This is a genomic window from Mesorhizobium sp. M4A.F.Ca.ET.022.05.2.1, assembly GCF_003998845.1.
Classification (GTDB): Bacteria; Pseudomonadota; Alphaproteobacteria; order Rhizobiales; family Rhizobiaceae; genus Mesorhizobium.
Map to the genome: position 1 here is coordinate 1 of NZ_RZOJ01000202.1, position 10,423 is coordinate 10,423.

A 10,423-nucleotide genomic window follows, 5' to 3' on the forward strand; every position below is an offset into this window, starting at 1 on the left:
GGGTGGCGCCTGTGATCAAACCATACCTGGCGCCAGCCTAGGTAGGTTCGATTAACGAATGATGAGACCGGGACTTCAAAATCGCCGGCATGGCAAAAATAAGGGCCGCCAATGAGGCGGCCCTTATTTGAAAGCAAGCTGGTTGCTTCGATATTACGAGTTGTTGACCGTCGTGGCGATCGCGTTGAACTTGTTGTTCAGCGCGTTGCCGAGGGCGCCGGCGCCGACCATGATGGCGAGCGCGATGAGAGCGGCGATCAAGCCATATTCGATGGCGGTCGCACCGGACTCGTTCTTCACAAAACGTGCAATGAGATTAGACATTCGAGAGCTCCTACTCCACGTGTTACAGCACTTCCGTCAACTTCTCTTGCCGGTTGATCGGATGCTGCCCAATCTAGGGAGAAGCCCTTTCGATCGGCTTAATAAACAGCCTTACCGATTCCTTTCCGGTCGCGAATCCGTTGCTTGGTTAATCGTCGGCTAAAGTAGTGAAAGGCCGCCTCGCCTCGCGCAAAGCAGCGGTAAAGGCGGGGTCCCCGACGATCGCTCAAGCAGCGATCACGGCCCGCGCGGCATGCAACCGTAGCCTGGTGTTAAGCGTGACAGCCCGGGGCTTAACCGTTGGTTCACCAATCTCGTTCATGTTCCGTTGAACAGTTTGCCGCCCTGGAGCGTCCTGATGACCGGATTGAGATCGTCGTTTGCAGTTGCCGCGCTTCTCGCCGCCAATTTCGTCATGCCGGCAAAAGCTGGGCCCGGCATCGAGGTCACCATGAACCAGGCCAAGATCGTCAAGCTGTCGCGCGCCGCCGACACAATCGTCATCGGCAATCCGGCGATTGCCGATGCCTCCGTGCAGGACGCCTCGACGATCGTACTGACGGGCAAGGGATTCGGCGTCACCAATCTGGTCGTCCTCGACCAGGAAGGCAGCCCGATCATCGACGAGCAGGTCACCGTCGTGCGGCAGGATGCATCCTCGGTCAGAATCTACAGGCGTGCCGAGATCCAGACCCTGTCCTGCACGCCCTATTGCGAGAGTTCCTACAAGAGCGATAGCGAGAGAACCTCGGAAACCGAGATGAGCGCCAGCCACTGAATCGCCGGCCGCCGGCGGCGTTGCCGCGCCGCCGGCCACGGTTAGCTGCTGGTTAAGGGCTTTTCGACGACTCTAACGGTCATCCAAACCGGACCTCAATGGGTTTTGGCTAGTGTTCCGGCCGGCATCAACGGATCGGCAGGGAGGGGGCATGCGCGGGAATCCGGCACCCGAGGACGACAATCGCGGCAAAGGGCGGACAAGGCTCCGCTCCCGCTTTTCTGGCGATCGGCGCGGCAGCACGGCGATAGAGTTCGCTATGTTGGCCCTGCCTTTTGCTCTCCTCGTCTTCGCCATCCTCGAAAGCTGTATTTCATTTGCCGGCCAGGAGGTGATGGCCAATGCCACGGATGACATCGCCCGCCAACTGCGCACCGGCCAGCTAAGGCCGGCCGACGTGTCCGGCACCAAGTTGAAGGACATGATCTGCGCCAAGTTGGAGATCATGGTCGCCAAGAACTGCCCGGGGTTGCTCGTCGACCTGCGCGAATATCCAACCTTTGCGGACGCCGCAACGGCAAGCTTCAAGATCGTAAACGGCGACATCGTGCTGACGCAGGGCACCAATTCGACGAGCTTCGGCGTATCGCCTGGGCTGGCGGAATCGAAGAACATGCTGCGTGTCTTCTACAAATGGCCGGTCATGACCGACTTCATGGCCAGGTCGATGGCCAATCTGAAGGACGGCAACACGCTGCATTTCGCGTCGGTGACCTGGCAGAACGAACCGTTCGACAATTGAGACTTACGGGCATGCTTCGGCAAAACGGGGGTAAGGGCATGTATCGTGCGGGGGCACATCGGGGGATTTTGGCGGCCTGGGCAAGGGCGACGCGGTTTTGCGCTGATCGCCGCGGCGTCGCGGCGATCGAGTTCGCCTTCATCGTGCCGCTGCTGCTCGTCATGTATTTCGTGACCATGGAGGCCTCACAGGCCATCGAGACCAGCAAGAAGGTCAGCCGCATCGGCAGCATGGTGGCGGACCTCGTCACGCAGCAGAACACGATCAGCAAGGCGGATCTCGACGCGATCATGAAGATCGGCACATCGACCTTGAAGCCCTACAACCGGTCGACCCCCAAGATCGTCATCACGGCCATAGAGGTCACGACCGATACGACGCCGAAGGTGCAGGTCGTCTGGTCGCGCAAGCTGGACAACGGCGCCACCAGCGCCGATGCCGCGAAGACCACCACCACCACAATTCCCACCGCGCTCAACGTCAAGGGCACGTTCCTGATCCGTGTCGAAAGCGACCTCGCCTATGAGCCGATCATCACTTGGGCGGCGGACAGCCAGGAGCGGATTGGACTGACCTCGGCTTTCAGCCACATTTCGATGAGCGAGACCTATTACCTGCGGCCGCGCAGGAGCACCACGATCCCTTGTGGCGATTGCTGAGAATTCCTTTGCCGCTGCGGTGGTCGCCGCGTCGTCCGGGGCTACTGCCGGCCCTCTTTGCCCGACACCAGCCGCACGATCGCCGCCGCCGTCGCATAGTCCTCTTGCGAGGTGACGGTGAAGCCGCCGGAATGCGTTGCCTCCAGGAGATCGTAGACATCGGGCGTCATCGACTTCAGGTTGGTGAGGAACACGGTGAGCCGGCGCTTGGCCTCGGGGTCGAGATCGCTGCGCACGGCATGCGGGCCATATCTCAGCAGCCCTGACGTCCACACCACCTGAACGGACGTCTTCGAAAGACCCGCCGCCTCCAGCCGCGCCAATGTCCCGTTCGGATCCGCCACCTGGTCGCCCGTGCCGGCAGGCTGGCCAGCAGGGAGAGCCGGCTGACTGTCGGGCACTGCCGTTTTGTCATTGGAGGCTACCCAGCCGAACAGGGCATCGGCCTCACCATCGACCAGCATTGTTTCGGCGGCGGCGGCCGAAGCGGCGTGTATCAGGTACGGCGAGTCCTCGCTGATTCCGACACCTGCATCCGCCAGGCCGGCAAGCGGCAGCAGCGAACCGCCGATACTGTCGGCAGGCGCCAAGGCGATCCGGTGGCTGGCCATCGCGGCCAGGTCCGGGACCTTGCCGTCGCGCGTCACAAGGACGGAGCGGATGCCGGTGGCGCCATCCACGTCGACCGGCGCCACCAGAGGTTCGACGCAGCCGCAGCGCTCGGACGCCGTCGCATAGGCAATTGCCGAATAGACGGCATATTGGATTCGTCCGTCCACCTGGGCCTCGATCAGCGCCTGGTAGTCGCGCGCGACGACGAACTCCGCCTTCATGCCCAGTGCCTTCGTATAGGCGTCGGTCAGCAGCGCCAGGCCCGGAACGGTGTTGCCACCACCCGGTTCGGCGACGATGCCGATGCGGAACGTGCCGATGTCGTCGCGCCAGTCGGCGCTGGCCGTGTCCGGCCAGGATGCGGCCAGCAACGCCAGAGCAGCCATCCATGCCTTGAAGGAAGGCTTTGCCGAAAATCCGCCGTGCCTTCTCATCCCTGCCCCGCCTGTGCCGGCATCCCACCTCGCCCGACTATCGCGCCGAGCGGTTGCCGTTTGGTTTCCGAATTGCCAATGGCGATGCGGAACCCTATGTCTGGGGCCGCAGACAGGCAACAATGACCCTTTGATGGCGCGCGCTTTCCTCTTCGTCCTCGACTCTTTCGGCATCGGCGGCGCCGCCGATGCGGCCCGCTATGGCGATGCCGGCGCCGACACGTTCGGGCACATTGCACTCGCCTGCGCCCAGGGTCGCGCGGACCGCGAAGGCTTGCGCCGCGGACCGCTCGCCGTGCCCAACATGATGTCGCTTGGGCTTGCCCGCGCGGCAGAAACCGCGACGGGGTTCCACTTCGACAATGGCGGCACTGAACCGCTTGCCGCGACCCTTCACGGCGCGGCGCAGGAAATCTCCAGCGGCAAGGACACGCCGTCCGGCCACTGGGAAATTGCCGGCCTGCCGGTGCGCTTCGACTGGGGCTATTTCCCCGAGACAGTGCCCGCTTTTCCGGATGCGTTGACCGAGGCGATGATCCGGGAGGGAAAGGTGCCCGGCATTCTGGGCGACTGCCATGCGGGCGGAATCGAGATCATCGAGCGGTTCGGCGAGGAGCATATCCGCACCGGCAAGCCGATCTGCTACACCTCGGTCGACTCCGTCCTGCAGATCGCCGCGCACGAAACGCATTTCGGCCTCGAACGGCTCTACGAGTTCTGCAAGACGGTGCGCAGGCTGGCCGATCCGCTGAACATCGGCCGGGTTATCGCCCGGCCTTTCGTCGGCGAAAGCGTCGCCACCTTCGAACGGACATATAACCGCCGCGACTATGCGGTGCCGCCGCCAGAGCCGACCCTGCTCGACCGGCTGACCGGGCGCGGCAGCAAGGTCATCGCGGTCGGCAAGATCGGCGACATCTTCGCGCATCGCGGCATCTCGGAGGTGCGCAAGGCCGCCGGCAACATGGCGATGTTCGACAAGGCGCTCGGCGCGATGGACGATGCCGGCGACGGCGACCTGGTGTTTGCCAATTTCGTCGATTTCGACACGGAGTTCGGCCATCGGCGCGACGTCGCCGGCTATGCCGCGGCGCTCGAGGCGTTCGACCGGCGCCTGCCCGAAGCGCTGGTGAAATTGAAGCAAGGCGACCTCTTCATCCTCACCGCGGACCATGGCAACGATCCGACCTGGCGCGGCACCGACCATACGCGCGAGCGCATCCCGGTGATCGGCACCGGACCTGGGCTGGCGGGCGGCGACATCGGCCTCAGACCGACTTTCGCCGATATCGGCGAGACCGTCGCGGAGCATCTCGGGCTGGCGCCCGGCCGTCACGGCACCTCCTTTTATGCGGCGATGGGCGGCCATGCCCGAACTGCCTGAGGTCGAAACCGTCCGGCGCGGGCTGCAGCCGGTCCTGGAAGGCGCTCGCCTGGTCAGGGTCGAAGCGCGCCGGCCCGATCTCAGGTTTCCATTTCCCGCGCGCTTCTCCGAACGGCTAACCGGCAAAACCATCACCGCGCTCGGCCGGCGGGCCAAGTATCTCACCATGCATGTCGATGGCGGTCCGGTGCTGATCTGCCATCTCGGCATGTCGGGCTCCTTCCGCATCGAAACCGCCGAAGGCGAAACGCCCGGCGCGTTCCATCACGAGCGCTCGAAGAATTCGGCGCACGACCATGTCGTGTTCGACATCGAATCTCCCGCGGGCACCCGCTCGCGGGTGATCTTCAACGATCCGCGCCGTTTCGGCTTTATGCTGTTTGCGGAAGGCGCGCCAGACACTCATCCGATGCTGACCGGCCTAGGCATCGAGCCGACCGGCAATGCGCTGGACGGCGCCCTGCTCGCTTCGCTGCTCGCCGGCCGCAGATCGCCATTGAAAGCGGCGCTGCTCGACCAGCGGCTGATCGCGGGACTCGGCAATATCTATGTATCGGAAGCGCTGTGGCGCGCCGGCCTGTCGCCGCTGCGCGAGGCGGGCACCATCGCCGGAGGCGGCAAAAAGGCGAGGGAGCGAAGCGAGCGCCTGGCCGAAGCGATCCGGTCGGTCATCGCCGATGCGATCGCCGCCGGTGGCTCCTCGCTGCGCGACTATGTGCAGTCCGATGGGTCGCTCGGCTATTTCCAGCATTCCTTCGCGGCCTACGACCGCGAGGGCGAGCCATGCCAAAAGCCCGGCTGCGGCGGCCATATCGAGCGCATCGTGCAGAGCGGCCGCTCGACCTTCTATTGCCGGACCTGTCAGCGGTGAGCTAGACCGATCCCTCAATCGGAACGAGGAGGCGATGCCATGACCTATGAAACCATCATCGTGGAAACGCGCGGCAAGGTCGGGCTGATCACGCTGAACCGGCCGAAGGCGCTCAACGCGCTGAACTCCCAGGTCATGGCGGAGGTGGTCGCGGCGATGAGCGGGTTCGGCGCCGATGCCGGCATCGGCGCGATCATCATCACCGGTTCCGAGAAGGCCTTCGCGGCTGGCGCCGACATCAAGGAGATGCAATCGATCGCCTTCGTCGATGCCTACACGCAGGACTTCTTCGTCGGCTGGGAGCAACTCACGCGCGTGCGAAAGCCGATCATCGCGGCGGTTGCGGGTTACGCGCTTGGCGGCGGCTGCGAACTGGCAATGATGTGCGATTTCATCATCGCCGCGGATACCGCAAGGTTCGGCCAGCCCGAGATCACGCTTGGCGTCATGCCCGGCATGGGCGGGTCACAGCGGCTGACCCGTTTTGTCGGCAAGTCGAAGGCGATGGACATGTGCCTGACCGGGCGGATGATGGATGCGGCCGAGGCGGAGCGCTGCGGGTTGGTGTCGCGCGTCGTGCCCGCGGGCGATCTCATTGAGGAAGCTCTGAAGGCCGCGGCCAAGATCGCCGAGTTCTCGCTGCCGTCGGTGATGATGACGAAAGAGGCCGTCAACCGGGCCTATGAAACGACGCTTGCCGAGGGTTTGCGGTTCGAGCGGCGGCTGTTCCACTCGCTGTTTGCGCTGGACGACCAGAAGGAAGGCATGGCCGCCTTTGCCGAGAAGCGGAAGCCCAATTTCACCAACCGATAAGATGGTCGGGCGCCGGCGTCAAAAAGAAGGCGAAGCGGCGTTGACGCGCCGGAAAAGCTGAACTATAAGCCGCACCAACCGAGGCGGCCTGTGGCTGCCCGTTTGTTTTTTGCGCCCTGCGATACCGCTGGCGCCCACCAGATCAGAAGAGAGGCACCATGGCCAACACCTCCTCGGCCAAGAAGGCAACGCGCAAGATCGCCCGCCGGGCCGCGATCAACAAGAACCGCCGCTCGCGCGTCCGCACTTATGTGCGCCAGGTCGAAGAGGCGCTCGCCTCGGGCGACAAGGCTGCCGCGCTGGCCGCGTTCAAGGCTGCCGAGCCGGAATTGATGCGCGCCGCGACGAAGGGCGTGATCCATAAGAACACGGCGTCGCGCAAGGTTTCCAGACTGGCGCACCGGCTCAAGGTACTGACTGCCTGATAAGCCTTTACTAAACTTGCGTTCTTCGAACCCGGCGGATGACGCCGGGTTTTTTCGTTTGCCGGCAAGTACTTAAAAAGAACGCCCCGAGATCGCGTCCAGGCTGGATTTCAAAATCCGGTTTACTTTGCCGGCATATACATGCGCACTGATATTCCGTTATGCCGAAAGCGGGCGCTGACCAAAATTCGGCTGTCAGAAATTAGCTATATATTTCAAACGCCTGTGGATGGTGATCCACAGCTTGTTCACATCGCGTTCGAGCGGCGGGGGACAAGTAGCTGTCAAGCGAATTATTTCAGAAAATTTCGTGCCGAGCGGCCATTTTCATATTCGCCGGAAAAGGGTTTGAATCACAATGGCTTTGTCAAAATATGCCGTTGCGGCACCCGCTCCGAACCCGTCTCCGCTAACCAGATTCGTTAAAAATCCGTTAGTCGTGGCCTTGCCCTATCCACAGCGATTTCGGTAATGTCCATCCATCGAAGGGACGGGCTCTTGGCCTTCAACCCAGCCTGAATCGGCCACCACAAAATGGCAGAATTCATGACGTGGATCAATTCCGCGAACGGGCTTGATTTGTCTTTTCGAGGCGGTAGGGGACTGGCGTAATTGTACATGGCAGGTCGATGGAGCCGGCGTTTTCGCCGGATGGCATCGCATTGCCCTGGTGTGTCGAGAACGGCCCAGCTTGCAAGAGCTGGCACCGGTCCCTTTGTTACGAGGCGATGATCACCTGCCGGCGGCGGCGGTGGTGTCGCAGCGAAGATACGGTCGCCGGAAACATGGATGCAGGAGGCGCATCCCCGGCGGAAAAGGGTACAAAAGGACAAGGAACTCGATCATGCAGAGCGGCATCGAAAGGGAGCTAACCAGCGAACTCCCATTCCCAACAACATTCGTCGGAGGGGACAGCATGGCGGGTTCCAGCGACGCGGAACAGAAGTTCGAGCGCGTCAAGGCCCAGCTGAAGGCGCGCCTGGGAGCTGAGGTCTATTCAAGCTGGTTTGGCCGCATGAAGGTTGCCGAGGCTTCCCGCGGCATTGTCCGCATCTCGGTACCCACGGCCTTCCTGCGGTCGTGGATCAACGGCCACTATCTCGATCTGATCGCGGAATTGTGGAAGCACGAGGATCCCGAAGTCCTCAAGATCGAGATCGTGGTGCGCACCGCCACGCGCCAGACACGCAATGGCGTCGAGCCCGAGGTGACGCCGGCGCGTAAGATGACCCGACAGACGCAGACGGCGCTCGCCGCGGGCACCGCCGCGACAGGCAGGGTCGAACGGGCTCCGGCGCCGCGCCCGGGCGTGCCCGCAGAGACCGAGTTCCGGCACAATGTGCTGGGGTCGCCGCTCGATCCACGCTACACCTTCAGTTCCTTCATCGAAGGCCCGTCGAACCGGGTGGCTTTCGCCGCCGCCAAGGCCGTGGCGGAATCGCAGTCGAGCGCGGTGCGCTTCAACCCGCTTTTCCTTCATGCGACGGTCGGCCTCGGCAAGACGCATCTTCTGCAGGCGATCGCGGCGGAATCGCTGATACACAACCCGAAATCGCGCGTCGTCTACCTGACGGCCGAGTATTTCATGTGGCGCTTCGCCACCGCCATCCGCGACAACAACGCGCTAACGTTGAAGGAGCAACTGCGCGATATCGATCTCCTGATCATCGACGACATGCAGTTCCTGCAGGGCAAGTCGATCCAGCATGAGTTCTGCCACCTGATCAACATGCTGCTCGACAGCGCCAAGCAGGTGGTGGTTGCCGCCGACCGGCCGCCGTCCGAGCTGGAGTCGCTGGAGCCGCGCGTGCGCTCCCGCCTCAATGGCGGCGTGGCCCTGGAAATGTCGGCGCCGGACTTCGCAATGCGTCTCGGCATGCTGAAGCTGCGCCTCGCCACGGCCAAGGTCGACGATGCCTCGCTCGATATTTCGGACGAGATCCTCAACCATGTCGCGCGCACGGTGACCGGAAGCGGACGAGAGTTGGAAGGCGCCTTCAACCAGCTCCTGTTCAGACAGTCCTTCGAACCGCAGATCAGCATCGACCGTATCGACGAGATCCTCGGGCACATCTATCGCTCGGGCGAGCCGAAGCGAGTGCGCATCGAGGACATCCAGCGCATCGTGGCGCGCCACTACAACGTGTCGAAGACCGAGCTTCTGTCCAATCGGCGCACGCGCACCATCGTCAAGCCGCGGCAGGTGGCCATGTATCTGTCGAAGGTGATGACGCCGCGCTCGCTGCCCGAGATCGGACGGCGCTTCGGCGGCCGCGACCATACGACCGTGTTGCATGCGGTGCGCAAGATCGAGGACCTTTCGGGCGCCGACAACACGCTGGCGCAGGAACTGGAACTCTTGAGAAGACTGATCAACGACCAGGCTTGAGCGGCCGGGAAAGACCTGGAGCGGTTCAGCGTTTCATGGAATCGCCGAACCGCTCTAACTAATTGTTTCTACGCAATTCCGGACGGAAAACCGTTACACACTTTTCCTGGAATTGCCCTAAAGCGCGGCGCGCCCGTAACGGTCCATGCGACGCGCTGAGGTGTGGTTTTCATGCATGTCGTTGTTCTCGAACCGCTGCGCGCTTTTGGGTGACATGCATTAAACGGGGACTTCGCCGGCTTTATCCCCAGAAAGCCCGCGCAACCGGTCCGAACCGGTGGCGCGGGCTTGCGTTTGCAGGCTTTTTCCTGTCAGTTTAGGCAGATTCTGAGCCTGTTCAGAGCTTTCGCGGGGCGCCGCTCGCCGGAGACCCGCTCATTCATTCAAGCGAGCCTGTTTCGTCATGCGTGTTATCCTGGAACGGTCAAATCTCCTGAAGTCGCTCAACCATGTCCACCGCGTGGTCGAACGGCGCAACACCATACCGATCCTGTCTAACGTGCTGCTCAGCGCCGAGGGCGCCAGCCTCGAGATGAAGGCGACTGACCTTGACCTGGAGGTGACCGAAGCCACGCCCGCCAAGGTCGAGCGCGGCGGAGCCACAACGGTTCCGGCGCACCTGCTCTACGACATCGTGCGCAAGCTCGCCGACGGAGCGGAGGTGATGCTGAAGACCGACGAGGACGGCAATGCGATGACCGTCACCTCGGGCCGGTCGAGCTTCCGTCTGCAGTGCCTGCCGCAGTCCGATTTCCCGGAACTTTCGGCCGGCTCCTTCTCGCACATCTTCCGCCTCGATTCGGTCGACCTGAAAGGCCTGATCGAAAAGACGCAGTTCGCCATCTCCACCGAGGAGACGCGCTACTATCTGAACGGCATTTACCTGCACACGCATGAGGCCGGCGGCAAGCTGAAGCTGCGCTCGGTGGCGACCGATGGCCACCGCCTGGCGCGTGCCGAGATCGACGCGCCGGCCGGTTCGGAAGGCATGC

The 10,423-nt window shown here is 62.8% G+C and carries 11 protein-coding genes; 9 read left to right on the forward strand and 2 right to left on the reverse strand.

Going from position 1 to position 10,423, the window contains the following annotated elements:
- Positions 1 to 153: 153 nt before the first annotated feature.
- Positions 154 to 324: a Flp family type IVb pilin gene (locus tag EN745_RS20875; RefSeq protein ID WP_126056637.1), complete on the reverse strand. Its 171-nt coding sequence runs from the start codon at positions 322 to 324 to the stop codon at positions 154 to 156.
- Between the two features lie 358 nt (positions 325 to 682).
- Here EN745_RS20875 and EN745_RS20880 point away from each other — a divergent pair, with 358 nt between their 5' ends.
- The 3 genes from EN745_RS20880 (at position 683) to EN745_RS20890 (ending at position 2,503) form a co-directional block, all read left to right on the forward strand.
- Entirely contained in the window at positions 683 to 1,102 is a 420-nt protein-coding gene (locus EN745_RS20880) for a pilus assembly protein N-terminal domain-containing protein (protein ID WP_127422146.1), read from the forward strand.
- Positions 1,103 to 1,253: 151 nt separating this feature from the next.
- Positions 1,254 to 1,844 (forward strand): TadE/TadG family type IV pilus assembly protein, encoded by a 591-nt coding sequence (locus tag EN745_RS20885; protein ID WP_126056639.1) that lies wholly within the window; start codon positions 1,254 to 1,256, stop codon positions 1,842 to 1,844.
- A 38-nt stretch (positions 1,845 to 1,882) separates the two neighbouring features.
- On the forward strand, positions 1,883 to 2,503 hold the full coding sequence (locus EN745_RS20890; RefSeq protein ID WP_126056640.1) for a TadE/TadG family type IV pilus assembly protein: 621 nt from the start codon (positions 1,883 to 1,885) through the stop codon (positions 2,501 to 2,503).
- Positions 2,504 to 2,544: 41 nt separating this feature from the next.
- Here the strand turns inward: EN745_RS20890 and EN745_RS20895 are convergent, their stop codons facing one another.
- Positions 2,545 to 3,501 (reverse strand): PhnD/SsuA/transferrin family substrate-binding protein, encoded by a 957-nt coding sequence (locus EN745_RS20895; protein WP_126059249.1) that lies wholly within the window; start codon positions 3,499 to 3,501, stop codon positions 2,545 to 2,547.
- A 181-nt stretch (positions 3,502 to 3,682) separates the two neighbouring features.
- Here EN745_RS20895 and EN745_RS20900 point away from each other — a divergent pair, with 181 nt between their 5' ends.
- The 6 genes from EN745_RS20900 to dnaN all read left to right on the forward strand — a co-directional run.
- Positions 3,683 to 4,933, forward strand: coding sequence for a phosphopentomutase (locus EN745_RS20900; RefSeq protein WP_127422147.1), 1,251 nt, complete (start codon positions 3,683 to 3,685; stop codon positions 4,931 to 4,933).
- Entirely contained in the window at positions 4,917 to 5,804 is an 888-nt protein-coding gene (gene mutM, locus EN745_RS20905; RefSeq protein WP_126056642.1) for a bifunctional DNA-formamidopyrimidine glycosylase/DNA-(apurinic or apyrimidinic site) lyase, read from the forward strand. The genes EN745_RS20900 and mutM overlap by 17 nt, the downstream gene beginning before the upstream one ends.
- 39 nt (positions 5,805 to 5,843) lie before the next feature.
- Positions 5,844 to 6,617: an enoyl-CoA hydratase gene (locus EN745_RS20910; protein ID WP_126056643.1), complete on the forward strand. Its 774-nt coding sequence runs from the start codon at positions 5,844 to 5,846 to the stop codon at positions 6,615 to 6,617.
- A gap of 158 nt (positions 6,618 to 6,775) precedes the next feature.
- Positions 6,776 to 7,042 carry a 30S ribosomal protein S20 gene (rpsT, locus tag EN745_RS20915; RefSeq protein ID WP_126056644.1) on the forward strand — a complete coding sequence of 89 codons (267 nt, stop codon included), beginning with the start codon at positions 6,776 to 6,778 and terminating at the stop codon, positions 7,040 to 7,042.
- 916 nt (positions 7,043 to 7,958) lie between these two features.
- The gene (gene dnaA / locus EN745_RS20920; protein WP_245455265.1) at positions 7,959 to 9,431 is read left to right on the forward strand and encodes a chromosomal replication initiator protein DnaA; all 1,473 of its coding nucleotides are present in this window, start codon (positions 7,959 to 7,961) and stop codon (positions 9,429 to 9,431) included.
- Between the two features lie 403 nt (positions 9,432 to 9,834).
- Positions 9,835 to 10,423 (forward strand): DNA polymerase III subunit beta (gene dnaN / locus EN745_RS20925; RefSeq protein WP_127422148.1); only part of this gene is annotated, 589 nt, incomplete at its 3' end.